At 37.4% G+C, this 16464-nt stretch carries 18 protein-coding genes and 1 pseudogene; 6 read left to right on the top strand and 13 right to left on the bottom strand.

Annotation, left to right across the window (positions count from 1 at the left end; genetic code table 11):
* From D1953_RS18420 to pdxS, 5 genes are all read right to left on the bottom strand, one after another.
* A partial coding sequence (locus tag D1953_RS18420; RefSeq protein ID WP_220453377.1) for a hypothetical protein occupies positions 1-478 on the bottom strand: 478 nt, incomplete at its 3' end.
* Positions 479-678: 200 nt separating this feature from the next.
* Entirely contained in the window at positions 679-801 is a 123-nt protein-coding gene (locus tag D1953_RS18415) for a YezD family protein (RefSeq protein ID WP_373995340.1), read from the bottom strand.
* 259 nt (positions 802-1060) lie between these two features.
* Positions 1061-1603: an NADPH-dependent FMN reductase gene (gene ssuE / locus D1953_RS18410; protein ID WP_119118612.1), complete on the bottom strand. Its 543-nt coding sequence runs from the start codon at positions 1601-1603 to the stop codon at positions 1061-1063.
* A gap of 342 nt (positions 1604-1945) precedes the next feature.
* Positions 1946-2530: a pyridoxal 5'-phosphate synthase glutaminase subunit PdxT gene (gene pdxT / locus D1953_RS18405; RefSeq protein ID WP_119118611.1), complete on the bottom strand. Its 585-nt coding sequence runs from the start codon at positions 2528-2530 to the stop codon at positions 1946-1948.
* Position 2531: 1 nt separating this feature from the next.
* Entirely contained in the window at positions 2532-3419 is an 888-nt protein-coding gene (pdxS, locus tag D1953_RS18400) for a pyridoxal 5'-phosphate synthase lyase subunit PdxS (protein ID WP_119118610.1), read from the bottom strand.
* Positions 3420-3543: 124 nt separating this feature from the next.
* Between pdxS and pdxR the strand changes: the two genes are divergently transcribed.
* Entirely contained in the window at positions 3544-4944 is a 1401-nt protein-coding gene (pdxR, locus tag D1953_RS18395; protein WP_119118609.1) for a MocR-like pyridoxine biosynthesis transcription factor PdxR, read from the top strand.
* Between the two features lie 193 nt (positions 4945-5137).
* Here pdxR and D1953_RS18390 read toward each other — a convergent pair whose 3' ends face one another.
* Positions 5138-5881, bottom strand: coding sequence for an SDR family NAD(P)-dependent oxidoreductase (locus tag D1953_RS18390; RefSeq protein ID WP_119118608.1), 744 nt, complete (start codon positions 5879-5881; stop codon positions 5138-5140).
* Between the two features lie 132 nt (positions 5882-6013).
* Here D1953_RS18390 and D1953_RS21830 point away from each other — a divergent pair, with 132 nt between their 5' ends.
* Together D1953_RS21830 and D1953_RS18380 are read left to right on the top strand one after the other, a co-directional pair.
* Positions 6014-6334, top strand: coding sequence for a hypothetical protein (locus tag D1953_RS21830; protein ID WP_245980255.1), 321 nt, complete (start codon positions 6014-6016; stop codon positions 6332-6334).
* Between the two features lie 35 nt (positions 6335-6369).
* Positions 6370-7014, top strand: a complete 645-nt coding sequence (locus D1953_RS18380; protein ID WP_119118607.1) for an SDR family oxidoreductase — start codon at positions 6370-6372, stop codon at positions 7012-7014.
* A 224-nt stretch (positions 7015-7238) separates the two neighbouring features.
* Here the strand turns inward: D1953_RS18380 and D1953_RS18375 are convergent, their stop codons facing one another.
* The 6 genes from D1953_RS18375 to D1953_RS18350 all read right to left on the bottom strand — a co-directional run bounded on the left by D1953_RS18375 (position 7239) and on the right by D1953_RS18350 (position 13144).
* Positions 7239-8000: a MerR family transcriptional regulator gene (locus D1953_RS18375; RefSeq protein WP_119118606.1), complete on the bottom strand. Its 762-nt coding sequence runs from the start codon at positions 7998-8000 to the stop codon at positions 7239-7241.
* Between the two features lie 155 nt (positions 8001-8155).
* Positions 8156-8770, bottom strand: coding sequence for an ABC transporter ATP-binding protein (locus D1953_RS18370; RefSeq protein ID WP_119118605.1), 615 nt, complete (start codon positions 8768-8770; stop codon positions 8156-8158).
* Positions 8760-9683 (bottom strand): ABC transporter ATP-binding protein, encoded by a 924-nt coding sequence (locus D1953_RS18365; protein WP_119118604.1) that lies wholly within the window; start codon positions 9681-9683, stop codon positions 8760-8762. Before D1953_RS18365 ends, D1953_RS18370 begins: the two co-directional genes overlap by 11 nt.
* Positions 9684-9694: 11 nt before the next feature.
* A complete protein-coding gene (locus tag D1953_RS18360; RefSeq protein WP_119118603.1) occupies positions 9695-10531 on the bottom strand; it encodes an ABC transporter permease in 837 nt (278 codons plus the stop codon).
* The gene (locus tag D1953_RS18355) at positions 10528-11487 is read right to left on the bottom strand and encodes an ABC transporter permease (RefSeq protein ID WP_281271576.1); all 960 of its coding nucleotides are present in this window, start codon (positions 11485-11487) and stop codon (positions 10528-10530) included. The genes D1953_RS18360 and D1953_RS18355 overlap by 4 nt, the downstream gene beginning before the upstream one ends.
* 43 nt (positions 11488-11530) lie before the next feature.
* Positions 11531-13144 carry an ABC transporter substrate-binding protein gene (locus tag D1953_RS18350; protein ID WP_119118601.1) on the bottom strand — a complete coding sequence of 538 codons (1614 nt, stop codon included), beginning with the start codon at positions 13142-13144 and terminating at the stop codon, positions 11531-11533.
* A 572-nt stretch (positions 13145-13716) separates the two neighbouring features.
* Between D1953_RS18350 and D1953_RS18345 the strand changes: the two genes are divergently transcribed.
* The 3 genes from D1953_RS18345 (at position 13717) to D1953_RS18335 (ending at position 15520) form a co-directional block, all read left to right on the top strand.
* Positions 13717-14241, top strand: a complete 525-nt coding sequence (locus D1953_RS18345; protein WP_119118600.1) for a ribonuclease H-like YkuK family protein — start codon at positions 13717-13719, stop codon at positions 14239-14241.
* Between the two features lie 227 nt (positions 14242-14468).
* Positions 14469-14834, top strand: a complete 366-nt coding sequence (locus D1953_RS18340) for a CidA/LrgA family protein (RefSeq protein WP_119118599.1) — start codon at positions 14469-14471, stop codon at positions 14832-14834.
* Positions 14831-15520: an LrgB family protein gene (locus tag D1953_RS18335; RefSeq protein WP_119118598.1), complete on the top strand. Its 690-nt coding sequence runs from the start codon at positions 14831-14833 to the stop codon at positions 15518-15520. Before D1953_RS18340 ends, D1953_RS18335 begins: the two co-directional genes overlap by 4 nt.
* 279 nt (positions 15521-15799) lie before the next feature.
* Here D1953_RS18335 and D1953_RS18330 read toward each other — a convergent pair.
* Positions 15800-16304, bottom strand: a pseudogene (locus D1953_RS18330) (NAD(P)-dependent oxidoreductase); the annotation flags it as partial.
* Positions 16305-16464: the final 160 nt, after the last annotated feature.

The following is a 16464-nucleotide window of genomic DNA, read 5'->3' as shown; positions in this document are numbered from 1 at the left end:
GATTTTGGTTGTTTTCTTGGTTTTGATTTTGGTTTTGGTTATTGTTCTGGTTTCCTCTATTCTCTAATAATCGAGTAATAATAGTTTCAAGCGATGATGAAATTGTCATCAGACTGAGTAAAGTAGAATTACCTAAGTTCCCCAGGTTTCCTAATTGACCTTGTAAATTTTGATTTTGGTTATCGTCTCCATTTTCACCTCCATTGTTCAGTTGTTGCGCAAGAACAGAGTTAAGAGCTGATGAAATCGTCGTCAAATCAAGTAAATTAGTATTTTGTACATTATTTACTGCATTTTGCACTTGATTTTGCACATTATTTACTGCATTTTGTACTTGATTTTGTGCATTATCTACTGCGTTTTGCGTTTGATTTTGTACATTATCTACTGTGTTTTGTAATGTATTTAGATTCCCCCCTACTTGTGAATTTATACTTTGAAGAATGTTGCTAAACAATGAATTGGTAGCGTTCGCCATATAATTAAACTCCCCTCAACTTAGATTCAAGGTTAGTATATTAGTGACTTGTCTTTTTGGATTGGGTATACCCACAATTTCCTAATAAGTTATTCGCTTTTTTCTTAGGGCTTTGTTATACAGCACCATTTGCTTCAATAAAATATCTAAAATAAAAAAGCACCGCTCAAAATGTTGAACAGTGCTGCATTGAACTTTTATCATTTAATTCTTACTTTCTCGTTGCGCTCCACTTGAATCACTTTTCCATCTTGAATCACTAACGTAATTGATCCATACTTCATAGAAGCTAACATTTCTTGAAGGCGTTGAAAGATGTCGATAGATTGTTTATCTTTTTCCAAGCTAAGAAGCCCCCCTTCTTCTTTATTCCATACAAAATTCCTCTGTAATTTAGGATATCAACTACCATCAAATAACAAACACAACCTATTTGTCCTATGCCTTTACTAAGAATAATACTAAAAAAAATAACCGTTTTCACTTAAAAACATATTATACCGATAATTTTACTTTTCTTTATGCATCATTTAGTAAATCTTGCTTTTCAAGACGTACTAAATGTATATGCTCTCTATAGGATTAGTTTGCCGATTTTCCTTTTTCAATGGCTTCAACTAATTCGGCAATTTGGCTTTGAATACGTTCTAACAATTCTTCATCTTTAATTGGTGCGGCTGCATCATTTTTATCAATTTCACTATCAACAAAATATAAACCTTGGAGCGGCTGTCCTTTCAAAATTCCAATTAATGGTTTCAACGAATAATCAATCGCTAATAAATGACGTGTACTCCCACCAACCATCATTGGCAAAACAGGTTTGTTTTTCAAAACACTTTCAGGCAATAAATCAAGTAAAGACTTTAACACACCTGTATAAGAAGCTTTATAAACAGGAGATCCAATAATTACAGCCTCTGCTTGTTTAACCACATCTGCAAATTTAACAATATCTGCACTATCATATCGACCTTTTACAAGATCGTCAGCTGCGAAATCTGTAACAGAATACGTGACAGTTGAAAACCCAGCTTCATTCACTAATGATTCGAAATATTTTAATGTGATGTCTGTTCTTGAAGGTACTGCTGGACTTCCTGATATAATAACAATTTGACTCATCGATTTATTTCCTCCTAATCATAGCTATCTTCTCAAGAGATTATTAACAAAAAGCGGCTCACTTAGACACAAAAGTTCCTCTTTCTGAAAGAAAAAGGCTGATATGTACCTCTCATACTTCCCTTTCAAAGCATTGCTTGCTGAACACCATTCTGTCTCTTAACAAAGGTTGCTCAAATCTATAGGCCAGTCCCTCTGCTTCTCTTGATAAGAAGTATATTGTTTAAATTAGCTTAATATTCTAATAAATAATTGTCAAGGTTTTCACCGAGAAAAATCATACTTAACCTAGTTGAAAATACGGATTAAAGGCCGTGACATTTCCATCACGGCCTTTAATTCTTATTGAGATTGAAGCTTACTTTCTACCATATTAATAAACAACTGTAGAAAATGACGATCGTCCGTTAATTCTGGATGAAACGAGCTAACAAGAAGATTGTTTTGCTTAGCAGCAACAATTTTATCATCATGCGTTGCTAATACATCGACATTATTTCCAACGCTTTCTATATAAGGGGCACGAATAAAGACAGCAGGAACGGGCTGATCGATGCCTTTAATTGAAAGATCTATTTCAAAACTATCACGCTGACGACCAAATCCATTTCGTTGTACGGAAATATCCATTAGATTTAAATGGCTGTCTTCCGCTCCACCTAAATCTTTAGCGAGTAATACAAGACCCGCACAGGTTCCAAAAATCGGCTTTCCTAAAGAGGCAAATTGTTGAATCGGTTCAATAAAATCATAACGTTTCATCATTTTACCGATTGCCGTACTTTCTCCTCCTGGAATAATAAGCCCATCAATTTGTTGTAACTGCTCCGGTTTCTTTACAAGCAGCGCATCAACACCTAAACCTTCTAATTGTTGAATATGTTCAATCGTTGCTCCTTGTAAATCTAATACGCCAATTGTCGTCATTTTACCAACCACGCTCTTGCATACGTTCTTGTGGATTTAATTTAGAAATATCGATTCCTTTCATTGGACTGCCAAGTTCCTTCGATAATTTCCCAATTAATTCATAGTCTGTGTAATAAGTAGTCGCTTGCACGATGCTGCTTGCAAATTTTTCTGGATTTTCTGATTTAAAAATACCGGATCCAACGAATACACCGTCTGCTCCTAATTGCATCATAAGAGCCGCATCAGCTGGTGTAGCAATACCGCCAGCTGCAAAGTTCACGACTGGTAATTTACCTGCTTCTTTAATTTGTTTTAACACTTCATAAGGTGCTCCAAGATTTTTCGCTTCCGTCATTAATTCATCATCGCTCATCACTGTAACTTTACGCACTTGCGCTTGTACTTTACGCATATGACGAACTGCTTCTACGATATTTCCTGTCCCTGGTTCCCCTTTTGTTCGTAACATAGAAGCTCCTTCTCCAATACGGCGTGCTGCTTCCCCTAAGTCACGGCAACCACAAACAAATGGTACTGTATACTCGCTTTTTAAAATGTGGAACTCTTCATCAGCTGGTGTTAATACTTCACTTTCATCGATGTAGTCTACGCCCATTGCTTCTAATACACGTGCCTCAACAATATGACCGATACGTGCTTTTGCCATAACGGGAATCGAAACAGCATTTAACACTTCCTCTACAATTCGCGGATCCGCCATACGCGCTACTCCACCAGCGGCACGAATATCAGATGGTACTCGTTCTAATGCCATAACAGCTACTGCTCCAGCTGCTTCCGCAATTCTTGCTTGCTCTGCATTCACAACGTCCATAATAACGCCGCCTTTTTGCATTTGGGCCATTCCTCGTTTAACAGTCTCAGTTCCTACTAATTTACTCATATTATAACCTCTCCTCTATTAAAAAGATTTGCAATCTTTAGATTTGTCTCTTAGTATAAAAGAAACTGATCGTATTAAAAGTGTCAGTTCCAGATAAATTAAAGAGGTCAGAAAAGAGGTCAGCATGAATACATTAGCTTGTAACTTACAACGTCACAGTGAAATCCCTTTATACGAACAATTATATTTATATATTAAAAACGAGATTATTGAAGGCCGTTTAAGCTATGGAACAAAGCTTCCGTCTAAGCGGCAATTAATCGATGTATTACAAATTAGTCAAAATACAGTTGAATCCGCATATGATCAGCTTCGAGCAGAAGGCTACGTAGAAGTTATTCCGAGAAAAGGATATTACGTGCAAGCATTTGAGGATTTAGAATATGTCTCTTCGTCCCAACCTGAAGAAGCAGCTAACGATGAAGCTCCTCCTGAAACGTTATACAATTTTCATCCGAGCCATGTCGATACCGAGCATTTCCCTTTTTCACAGTGGAGAAAATATACGAAAAACACAATTGATGAATCACAGCATCATCTTCTATTACTGGGGGAAGCACAAGGAGAACTCGCTCTCCGCCGAGAGATTGCTCATTATTTATATGAAGCACGAGGCGTTCGTTGTAATTCTGAACAAATCATTGTCGGTGCTGGGGTTGAGATTTTGTTACAGCAGCTTTTCTTACTATTTGGAAGCGAAACAGTCTATGGTGTAGAAGACCCAGGATATCATCTTATTTTACGAATGCTCCAATCGTATCCAAATGAAGTGTATCCGCTTGAAGTCGATCATGAAGGGGTCAAAGTCGAAGCAATCAAGCCATCGAAAATTGATATTGTGTATGTGACGCCTTCCCATCACTTTCCTTATGGTACCGTATTATCTGTTAATCGAAGAATGCAACTACTAAACTGGGCAAATGCTTCTGAAAGACGCTATATTATTGAAGATGATTACGATAGTGAATTTCGTTATAGTGGAAAAACAATTCCTTCGTTACAAAGCAATGATACAAACGATAAAGTCATTTATTTAGGATCATTTTCAAAATCACTTATGCCATCGCTTCGAGTTAGTTATATGGTTCTACCAAAATCATTATTACAACGTTATCAAGCACAGCTGACCTTTTACCACTCAACGGTTTCGCGAATTGACCAGCATGTACTTACACAATTTATGAGACAAGGAGATTTTGAAAAGCATTTAAATCGAATGCGCAAAGTGTATCGACGTAAATTAGAAAAAGTAATTCACTTACTAAAGCCCTATGACGAACAATTTAGTATTATTGGCGAACAATCGGGACTTCATATTGTGCTGGATGTTCATAATGGAATGGACGAAGATATGCTCGTACGAAAAGCAGCGGAAGCACGTTTAAAAGTATATCCACTGTCTGCCTATTCGATTGAGAAAATCGATAAAAATGCACCAAAAATTATTCTTGGATTTGCCGGCATTCATGAAGGTGAATTAGAAAATGCCGTACAACTTTTATTGAAGGCATGGGGGATTAAATAAAAATTCTTCGTAACTAGTTTAAGAGAAGATAATTAAAGACATTAGCTTAGCATTGTTATATAACTACCTTAAATCAAGAGCACCTCCCAATTGTTAGACGATGTCTAACAATTGGGAGGAAGTTCAATTCCTTAACATACGAAAACTAGATTTTTTTACATTTACAAGTATGCGTTTTGTTAACATAAGATTTTTACTGTGCCGTATATCCTCCATCAATAAGCAACGTGCTTCCAGTCATGAAATCATTTTCACTTAAAAAGATAATAGCATGTGCAATTTCTTCTGGTCGACCAAGTCTACCAACTGGATGTTGTGCCACAAGTCCATCATAAAAATCACCAAGAGCTTCTTTATTAACCATCCCAGACTCCACATAACCCGGACAAACAGCGTTTACTCTAATATTTTGTTTCGCATACTCCAAAGCAAGTGATTTTGTCAAAATATTTACCGCACCTTTTGATGCATTATACGCAAATGCTCCAGCTCGTCCTACTGTACCTAAAATAGAAGCCGTATTTACGATAGAACCTCCCCCAGTTTTTAGCATCTCACGAATAGCATATTTCGCACCGAAAAATACACCATTTTGATTAATGGAAATAACTCTGTTGTATTCTTCAAAAGTAAGCTCATGAGTGGCAGCAAGGGCTCCTACTCCAGCATTATTGATTAAAATATCTAATTTACCATATTGATTAACCGTTTGAGCTACAAGATCTTCTACTGATTTCTCATCCGCAACGTTTACTTTTACAAATAAAACATCTGCCCCTTTATCTTTTAGCTTCATTTCAGCTGCTTTTCCTGCTTCTTCATTAAAATCAGCTAATACAACTTTTACACCCTTCTCCACAAATGCTTCCACTGTCGCTAATCCAATACCAGAAGCTCCACCAGTAATGATTGCTACTTTACCTTCTAATTTTCCCATAATAGCCTCCCCTTTCAAATTAAGGATAATATTTGAATCGATTATATACAAATTAAATACTTGTGAAGATTTTCAAATTTTCTTCCACTGGACTTAATGTATACAATTGTATACTTAAAAAGGAGCTTGTTTATGAAAAAAGAAGAATTTAAGAGACATAATAAAGACAAGCGCTACTATGATGATAGTTATAAACGAAAAGAACATCCTTACCACCGCGGTGCAAAAACGTTCCGTCAAGGAAGAGCCATTATATTTTTAGAAATAATGAATATTAATCGTTCAACTAGTAAGCGGCAGTTAAATAAACCTGAATTTCAATCTATTAATCAAATTCTAATCGGTGAATTAAAAGCCTTGGATATGGTCATCAACAAATTTAGTCAATTATTTGAAATAAAGGAACATGAAGTATTAGAATTAAATGTAAGAAAAATAAAGAAGAGGATTTAGATGATAATGAAATGATGAGAAAGGAGAATGATTTTATGAAAGTATTTGTTGTTGGAGCTAATGGACAAATTGGAAGAATATTAGTCAACCTGATTCACGAAAGCAAATTACATACCATCAAAGCCATGGTTAGAAAAGAAGAACAAGCAGAAGTATTGAAAAAAAGAGGAGTAGAGACTGTAGTAGCCGACTTAAAAGGCACGGTTAATGAACTTGCTGAAGCAGTCAATGGCTGTGACGCTATCGTTTTTTCATCAGGTTCTGGAGGACATACTGGGTTTGATCAAACTCTATTAATTGATCTTGACGGCGCCGTGAAAATGATGGAAGCTGCTGAAAAAGCAGGCATCAAGCGATTTATTATGGTTAGTGCACTACAGGCACATAATCGTGAAAACTGGAATGAAACAATAAAACCATATTATGTCGCTAAGCATTATGCTGATAGAATGTTAATACAAAGTAATCTCACCTATACAATCATTCGCCCTGGAGGTCTTTTAAATGAACCAGGCATAGGCCTAATATCGGCCAAAGAAAATTTACAAAGGGGCTCGATTCCACGTGAGGATGTGGCTCAAACAATCTTTGTCTCATTAGATGAGGAAAATACTTTTAACCGTTCCTTTGACCTCATCTCTGGCAATACTCCCATCACAATGGTTTTAAAAGCCTTATAGAGGTACCGTCAATATTTCAGAGATTTTGTACACTAAGTGACTTTCAACCAAAAAGCCGATTCCTTGAACGTATAGGAATCGACTTTTTTAGTTATTTTTTAAAATTTTTCTAGGTCTAAACAACATTGTCTTCCCCTATTAAGCTTAGTCATAAGACTTTATATTTTTAGCTTCCCCATAGTTATATCTCAAGTAAATACTCCACACACTTACTTATTTGAAAACTACTTCATACCCAGATAAATCAAAATCGCATCTCGTAAAAATTCCGTTCCGCCCTTGACATTCTTATCATAGTAAGCTGTAAAGGGCTCATCTGCGACATACATTTCTGCCAGCCCAGCATGCGCTTCTTTGGAGTAATTAGGCCATGAATACATCAACCATTCTTTATGCTTTGCCGCAAGTTCCTGCGCCACGTCTGATGCAGGATCTCCTGTTTCATATGCTTTCTCAAGCAATAACAATATTTCTTCCCCTAAGGCAGCCATAGCTTGGTAGTCTTCTTGAGACATGCCTCTTAGCTTTGCATTGCTGACATCTACTGTCTCATCCCCATACTTTTCGCGAATCTCTTTTCCGTATTTCTGTTCGTTTTCCTCAATCATTTTTTCTTTGAAACCTTCAAATTTTTGTTGGTCTTCCATAGATATTCCTCCCTCTTTGCTGGCAATTGTCCTCTCGACAGTAGCAATGATTTTATCAAGACGGGCTCGTTTTTTCTTTAGATTATTGTAATGATTTTTCAAAGCAGCCGTTTGATTAAAAGTTGGCTGATTTATTATTTTTATAATTTCTTCTAAACTGACTTCCAACTCACGATAGAATAAAATTTGCTGAAGCAAGTCGACCTCTTTTTGACCATAAATACGATAACCGGACGAATTGATTCTTGCCGGCTTAAGCAGTCCAATCTGATCATAGTAGCGAAGTGTTCGGCTGCTCACACCTGATAACTGTGCCAATTTGTTTACTGTATATTCCATGATTTCCCCTCCTGATAATCCTCATCATAAACCTTTACGTTGCGTAAAGGTCAATAGGAACATCGATAATTTTTTCATTGACTAGATATGGTCCTTATAATGCAAAAGGATACACTCTCTATGTAGAGAAGTGCATCCTTGGTTGAACATTACTTTTATGTATTCAAATGATCTATCTCAATAACTCGATGACACAGTTGTTGAATCAAATTCACCTCATGACTGACAACAATGATTCCCATCTCTCTTTGTTCAGCAATTTTTAGTACGGCCTTCCAAATTTGAGCCTGGGTAATGGCATCAAGCATCGTGGTCATTTCATCTGCAATTAAATAACGAGTATCAGGACCAAGTGCACGAGCTACACAAAACCTTTGTAACTCTCCTCCAGAAAGTTCATTTGGAAACCTCGTCAACCATTCCTCCTCAATTCCTAAAGCATCTAGTAATTGTTGATCAGGCTGCCATCCTTCATTTAACACTTTGCCCATTTTCCAACGAGGATTAATCGCTTTTTCAGGATGCTGGAACACTAATTGAACAGGATGATACCCTTTCCTTTTACTTTTAATAGGGCGGCCATTTAATGTCACACTTCCTTTATTTGGTACTTCATATCCTGCTAATATCCGGCAAAATGTCGTTTTTCCATATCCACTAGGTCCAACTAACCCAACAATCTCTCCCGGATCTACTGTAAAATTAACATTTTTAAATAACCACGGCTCTTTTCCATAACGAAAAGCAATATTTTGTGTTCTAAGTTGCATGAATACATCTCACCATTCCATTACGTAGATTTCTCATCGCTGGTCGTTCTTGTTCACAATCAGGTGTAGCCATTTCACAACGTGGAGCAAATAAACATCCGGAAGGCAATTGACTGGGGCGCGGTTGCGAACCTTTGATAGGAATAAAATCATTTTGAGGCAGTGCACGCCATAGCGCTTTGCTGTAAGGGTGTCTTAATTGTTCACCATTTCCGTTAAAATGTTCAACCGGTGAAATTTCAACGGTTGTTCCTGCATAAAATACAGCAATCCTATCTGCAACTTGAAGGGCGGATTCAATGTCATGCGTAATAAGCATGACTGCACATCCATTGACAGCAGATTCCTTTAAATGATTAAGTGCTTCCACAATAACAACGGAATCAAGTCCCGGTGTAGGCTCATCCGCGATAATAACCCGAGCCCCGCTAACCATCGCAGTCGCTAATAACGTCCGTCTCGCCATACCTCCTGATAATTGAAAAGGATACATCTTCTCGACACCAGCATTTAAGTGATAGCGCTGAAAAACTTCCCTTTGTGCCGCTATTGCATTCTCCTTTTTAACGGATGTTCGAACCTGTGAACCAACTCGCATAAGCGGATCAAGATAATTAACCGATTGAGGGATTAACGCAAGTTCCTTACCACTCAGCACACTTTGACGAGCAGGCGTTAGTTCTTCTCCTCCATATTTAATAACACCACTCGTTATCGCATTACTAGGGAGAATTCCTAAAATAGCATGTGCAAGCAAACTCTTACCCGATCCACTTGCCCCAACTACCGCCAGAATTTCACCTGCCTCTACTGTTACATCCAAACTTGTAATTACTGTACTTTTTGTCTGCTTGAACCCCCTTGTATATTTCTTAAATGAAACGGATAAATTCTCTACTTCAAGGATAGGCATATGTACCTCCTTTATTTATGATCTATATTGATATCCATTAGAATTCGTATGTTTTCACCAAGCATATCGAAAGTGCGTACAATGAACAACAAACAAAGGCCTGGGAAAAAGGCAAGCCACCACATACCAGCAGACAAATATTTCATTGATTCTGAAAGGATGATTCCGATTGCTGGTTCATGCGGCGATAATCCAAGCCCTAAAAAGGTTACGGCAGCCTCATGTAAGATCGCATGAGGAAACAGCAGCATAAACCCGACTAAAATTTGTGGAAGAATGTGCGGGAAGATGTGTTTAGTTGCAATCCACCAACTAGATTTCCCCATTTTTCTAGAAATTTGAACAAACTCCGCTGAACGAATCTGCATGACTTCAGCCCGGATAATTCGGGCAAGGCTTGGCCAATGCGTGAGTGCAATTCCTATGACAATCCCTTTAAATCCTCCCCCAAAAGTAAAAGCAATAAGAATAAGAGTAACTAAGTGCGGTACACTTAGGAAAAGGTCGATTAGCCATGAAACAATACGGTCAGCCGTTTTTCCCATAGTTGCAGAAATCACTCCAAGTATAGTGGCTATTAATGTACTCCCAAACGCACCAATTAAGCCAACCCCAATACTTAATGAAATCCCCATAAATGTACGTGAAAACATATCTCGACCTAACCAATCTGTACCAAACGGATGTTCAAAAGTTGGAGAAGCATTTCGGTGTTTAAGATTGGTTGAAATGCTCTCTTTATCCAGAACAACACCTATTACTATAACAATCATTAAAAAAACAATAGCTAATATAGTAACGATTAAAGCTCTTTGCTTTTTATTCAGTAATGTAAGGGTTGGCATCATCTCGACCTCCCCTCCCTCATTCGAGGATCTAACAAACGGTAAATTAAATCTGCGATTAAATTTCCTCCAAAAACAAACATTGTACTAAATAGCACTAAACCTAGTAATAATGGAACATCCCCTCGCAAACCAGCTTCCACTGTAGCCTGTCCAAGTCCAGGATAGGAAAACACTTGCTCAGTAAGAACAGCTCCACCAAACAATTCACTAAATGCTGCAAATTGTAACGTAAGTGCTGGTATCACAATATTGCGTAAGCCATGCCGCCAAAACAAAATAAAGCCCCATTCACCTCTCGCTCTTGCAAAGAGTATATATTCACTACCTAAAACATCTATTAATTTTTGCCGAGTATGCAGGGCCACATTTCCAACTCCAACAATACTAAGTGTCATAGCTGGAAGAATAAGATGCTTCAATTGATCAACCGTCGTAACATCTTTAGCAAGAACACCAGCAGGTACACCTAATCCAATCGGAAACCATCCAAGCCAAACAGCAAATACAATAAGAACTAAAAGCCCCATCCAAAATGTTGGGGTCGATGCAAGCATGTAACAATACCATTTCATACTTCGATCTATCCAAGTATCTCTTTTCATTGCCGCAACAACACCCATTGTAAACCCAATTACTCCTGAGAAAATCCATGCCGTTAACATAAGTACAACAGAATGAACAAACCTTTCACCTATTACTTCGGAAACCGGCTGGCGATAGATCATAGAAGTTCCCATATCTCCCGCAAGTAACGCAGAGCCCCAATTAAAAAACTGCACCATAATTGGTTCATTTAATCCCCAGTACTCAGCAATTTTCTCCCTTTGCTCTGATCCAACATTTAACATATCTGCACCGATATAGGCCTGAATCGGATCAATAGGCGAATTCTTTATTAAGAGGAAGGAAATGAAACAAATGGCAACTAATAAAGTGGCCATTCTTATACTTTTCAATAAAAGAAAGATTCCTAGCTCTCTATATCTACTTTTTCTCACTTTACTCAGCCCATTTCCAGTCTTCAATATTGTTTGTTATAGGCCAACCATGTCCATGCGGCTGGATTCCTTGTTTTCCGATATCAAGTCCATTTTTCACTAGATACAAATGATCAATGTTTACCAGCCAGGCCCAAGGAGCATCACCTATTGCACTTAAACCCGTCGTTCCATCCCATTGCGCTTTTTTCCAATACTCTATTGCTTCGGTTGAATCTGTAGCGGCTAAAGCCTTCTCAAAGTATTCATCTACTTTTTCATTTTTGTAAAAACCCGTATTATAGTAATCTACCCCAGTATAGCGGCTGCTATATACATCATACATTTCATGAGGGTCGTGACTTCCCCATCCCATGAGTACTGCATTTGAAAACATTTTCTGTTCAATCGTATCCCAGCTTGCCCCCTCTACTTTTATATTAATACCAAGGGGTTTTATCATATCTGCAACAGCTATAGAAAGAGATTGCCTGATTGTATCTTCCGCTGGATAATATAAACTAAACTCCGCTTTCAAAGAGCCCTTTTCTAAAATCCCGTCATCATCTGTATCTTTCCAACCTGAATCGTGTAATAATGTTTTCGCACCATTCATATCTGCATCTTCAAAAACAGTCTCTGGGTTCCACCAAGGTAAGCTATCAACAGAAGTATATGCTTTTGATCCATGTCCTTCCAGCACTCCGTCAATCAGTGCTTGTCTATCAACAGCTATATTAATCGCATGTCGAATCGCCGAATCAGCTGTCACATCGTTACCAATTGGTAAACCATCTTTCGTTACAGCCCCGGATTTTACGTATGGAAATACAATTCCACGATTATCTACAGATTGTAATGCTTCTAACCTCATACCTGGTACTTGTTGCTTACTAAATGAAGCGGGAATTGCTGCAACATCAACTTTTCCTGCTTGGGCAGCAGCAATTGTAGCATCTTCACTTAAAAATAAAAACGTAATTTTCTGAAAAAAAGGCTTTTGGTCATAATATTTAGGATTCACCTTTACAATAAGTTGCTGCCCCTTATCCCATTGAACGAGTTGATAAGGACCGGAGCCAATCGGATTTTCTGCATAACCTTTTCCATAGGCATGCTTTGGAACAATTCCTGTTACAACTAAAGAGTTAATAAAGGTTGATTGTGCTTCCTTTAGCGTAAATTTCACCGTATGGGCATTCACCGCTTCCACTTTATCCAATACATTAAGGTCGACAACTGATCCATTGTTTAAAGCTGTTTCAAATGTGAAGATAACATCATCTGCTGTTAATAGCTTTCCATCCGAAAATTGAACATCTTCGCGTAAAACAACCGTCCAAACCTTACCATCCTTGGTCACTTCGTAACTTGTTGCAAGATCGTTAACGATATTAAGATTATCATCCCTTTTTAATAAAGTACTTTGGAACAACGGAGATCCATAACGCCCCCAACCGGTTGTCGGATCAAATCCTGTATCAGGCTCTCCTTTAATAGATAGCACAAGCTCATCCGTTTCCCTTTTTACATCTTTTTCAGTAGATTGATTAGATTTTGATGGTGCACACCCTGCCAACACAAGCGAAAAAACAATCGCCATAACCGTAAGCAGTCTAAAAAGCTTCTTTTTCATTTATTACTCCCCCATTAACAACCTTCTTGGTGTTATATGTCTCTAAATCGATATGTACTTTCTACACCTTCCATAGTCCCTATCTTAAAAATTTGTCAGCTTATTGCTAAACTGCTGAATATCTTCCAATCCTCCTTCAGCGAAGATAAGTCCGTGATAGCTTTGATATTCTATGTTAGAACAGACTATTACATTTAAACTGAATAATTCTAATAATCAATCTATTCTTGTCGAAATCTTACCATAAATAACTGGCGAATGACAGGTATCCTCACAAACCAATTGAAAGAAGAAATGAGAGGATTATATATTTATCTCCAACTCTTCGACCTTTAAGGCAGTTCATTCCAAGCCTAGATTCATTTTAGGGCCGGTATCCTTGCCTCTTCTAAACTCACAAATAGCATCAGCTCTTCATTTTTCATTCTTTTTTATGTTCAGTATGCACTTTTTTCACAACAATAGGACAAAGCTGCATAGATATGACTATAGAGAGTTTTTTGAATGTACTGCGTGTAGGTATGATTAATAGAAATTTAAACTAAATAAAAAGAATGAATGTAGGTGATTATATGACCAATGATTTCTTATTTCAAAATTTACAAGAAAAAGCGATGACCTTTGAACAAGTATTTGACCGAATTATTAGATTTATGACATTAAATCGCAATGGAAATTATCGCTTAATGATTGGTACCGATTCTCAAGTGCATGAAAGACATACCGTTTTCATTACAGGAATTGTAATTCTAAATGAAGGAAAAGGAGCATGGGCCTGCATTCGAAAAGTGACTGTTCCAAGAAGAATGGATCGAATACATGAACGACTTTCTCAGGAAACTTCATTAACAGAAGAAGTCGTTTCTCTGTTTACAGAGGAAAAGAAAAACGTGATGATTGATATCGTACTCCCTTTTATATACAAAGGAGCTACATTTACAATGGAAGGCCATTTGGACATCGGTTCAGGCAATCGCAATAAAACAAAAATATTTGTCGAAGAAATGACCGCAAGAATTGAATCGATGGGACTTGAACCTAAAATCAAACCAAATTCTTTCGTTGCGTCAAGCTATGCCAATCGATTTACGAAATGAGACAAAAGTCAAAGTGCTCCTTTATCTTCATTTATTCACCTACACACTTTTCGTATATTTTTATTATCCAAATATTTATGCGTATAAATTATTTCCGTGAGATTTTCTTACAAAGTTCTTGTATCAATCACCTAATTTTTGTTAGATTTTCTTACAAAAAAGCTGACAAACGAGTCAATCCCCTCTAAAATAAAGATTAATTTTACAAATGAATGGAGAGAGGGGATATGAAACTTAATTGGCTTTTCCAGTTTATCATCCTTATCGGCTTCCTCTTCCTTGGACATATGATTGTTTCGATTTTTTCCGTCCCTTTACCCGGCGCTATTGTTGGAATGATTCTTCTGTTTATTGGCCTTTTAACAAGGTTAGTCAATATAAAATGGATTGAGAAAGCCTCATCTTTTCAATTAAAACATTTAACATTACTCTTTATTCCTCCCATTGCCGGCCTGTTTTTATCATCAAGTTTTTTAGATATCTTACAGTGGAATATCTTAATTATTCTAATTGTAAGCAGCATTTGTTGCCTGTTAGGCACAGCCTTCACCGTAGAATGGTATGAAAAATTAAAAAGGAGGAGAGCAAAATGAACATAATCCTATTAAAAGTACTCTTCTGTATCATGATGACAATTGCCTGTTACTTCGTCTCATTAAAAATCTATAATAAATATAAAAAGAATTGGCTAAATCCTTTATATACCGCATCCACCCTTCTAATTTCTCTATTACTTCTCTTCCACGTCCATGAAGAAACGTATCAACAAGTTAACTTCATCTTTAATCAACTACTGCAATTAGCTGTCGTGTCGTTAGCTGTTCCCCTTTACAAACAATGGTCTTTCTTAAAGAAAAATTACAAAAAAATCTTTGCAGGTGTGATGTGCGGGACGGCACTTGGAGTTATTTCCGTACTTTCGCTGGCCCATTTGTTTCACTTGAACGAGCAGCTTCTAGCCTCGTTAATTCCGAAGTCTGTTACACTTCCTATCGCTTTAACAATAGCGACAGATCTTGGTGGGTTAGCCTCAACGACTATCATCTTTGTTATCATTTCTGCTTTAATCTCCGTCATGATTGGCCCAAATTTACTCAAGTATTTAGGAATTAAAAGTAAATCAGCGAAAGGCTTAGCTATGGGAACTTCAGCGCAAATGCTTGGGGCAAATCGTTCACTCGTATGGGGAGAAGAAGAAGGGGCAATGGGAAATGTGGCCATGACAACCTCGGCATTATTTCTCGCTATTGTAGTACCGCTTATTCCATATCTGCTATAAAGGAAGATTCATTGACCTAACCCAGAGTTTATTGATATTTGTAAATTTGCTAACTTTATTTTTGTGATGTACTGAACATGTAATCTAATTTATTATTCAATTCTTCATTATAAAAATATCCGCTGACTAAATTCCTGATGTCATTAGTCATTCGGATTTCACTCCTGGGTTGAAAACGAAAATCCAGGAACGTTTTGTGTATAAAATTCAAAAAAACTGCCCTCAAAAGCCATTTTTCATGACTTTTAGGACAGCCTCACTGGATACAAATCCAGATTTTTATTTAGCTTCACCGACTACTGTAAATCTTTCATTCATATGCTGAGGTTTTTCTATTTCATCTAGTACGGCAATTGCATAGTCCGCATAGCTAATATAGCTGTCGCCTTGTGAATTATCAAAGATGATCTTTTCCTGTTTGATAGGATCCCGTTCTCTTCCCTTCAGGATCAAACATAGCTGAAGGACTGATGAATGTCCACGTGATACCGGATGTTTCCTGTAATTCTTTGAGATTTCGCGCCTGACCTGATGCTGTAGGTTTAAACATATCAGGAAAATCAGGTGTATCAATGACTCTAACGGTTTTATTTTCATCTACAAAAAGACTCCCTGCGCCTCCGACAATGATCGCTCTTGTGTTTGTTCCTTTAAGTGCCTCACTGAGTGCATGACCAGCGTCGACATGGGCTTGCTCTTCGCTGAGAGGAGCACCAAAAGCATTAACAACTACATCAAACGGCCTTAAATCCTCTGAAGTTAGGTCAAATATACTTTTTTCAATAACTGCCGCTCTACAAAACTTACCTAATCTTCCTTATAAATTACTCATAAGTAGATTTCCGATAAACGTTTTGCTCCTTTGGTCAAGCCGCAGGATTTAATTTCTTTGTACCATTATTTCTAATGCGTACAATCGGTTTCTTGTGACTTGTTGTAAACAA

Origin of the sequence: Peribacillus asahii (assembly GCF_003570725.1) — a bacterium.
In the GTDB taxonomy this organism is placed as follows: Bacteria; Bacillota; Bacilli; order Bacillales; family DSM-1321; genus Peribacillus; species Peribacillus asahii.
Note: the sequence above shows the minus strand (reverse complement) of the source record. Positions and strands in the feature narration are given on the sequence as shown.